Here is a 600-nt window from a genome sequence, read left to right on the forward strand (position 1 = left end):
GTTGAAGCGATCGTGACTGCGGAGACATCGGCGGCAGTGCGTGAGGCGGTTGTCGACTTCGGCGATCGTGTGGCGGAGTACGCGTTCGTTGGCACGTATGATCCGGTCACAGAGCGAATTGACCCGGTCGAAGTGTCCGAGGCAGGTGGACCGGCGAAGCTGTACGAAAGCGCCAGGCAGACGTTCCCCGCGATCACCGCTGCCTCACAAAACGAACCACAGCGTATCGTCGACGGACAAGCGACCGGAGGAGCTCACGGCGAGTGGCTCAACCGACTGCTCCATTTCGGTTACCGGGAATCGCTCGCGGTTCCGGTGAGCCATTGTGGGACCGTCCACGCGATCGCCGAGTTCATCAGTACAGATGCCGAGCGCTTCGCCGAACCAGAACGACAAGCAGTTGGTGCGGTTGCGGACGCCGCCGGAATGCGGCTGTCAACGCTTGAGTCCGCGAGCGCGTCGAACGCACCGATCGCCTTCGACTTCGAATGTCAGGATCCGTCGCCGCTCTTCCCGGGCCTCTCGACGTCCGGTACAATCGTCGTCGAACACGTCGCGCTAACAGGTAGGGAAAACTTTCACCTAACCGGTCGCGTCGAC

At 62.0% G+C, this 600-nt stretch carries 1 protein-coding gene; it reads left to right on the plus strand.

Annotation, left to right across the window (positions count from 1 at the left end; translation table 11 throughout):
• Positions 1 to 600, plus strand: a 600-nt coding sequence (locus EXE44_RS17790) for a GAF domain-containing protein (protein WP_137718035.1), incomplete at both ends; no start/stop codon positions are given.

The organism is Halorubrum sp. SS7, from assembly GCF_005435055.1.
In the GTDB taxonomy this organism is placed as follows: domain Archaea; phylum Halobacteriota; class Halobacteria; order Halobacteriales; family Haloferacaceae; genus Halorubrum; species Halorubrum salinarum.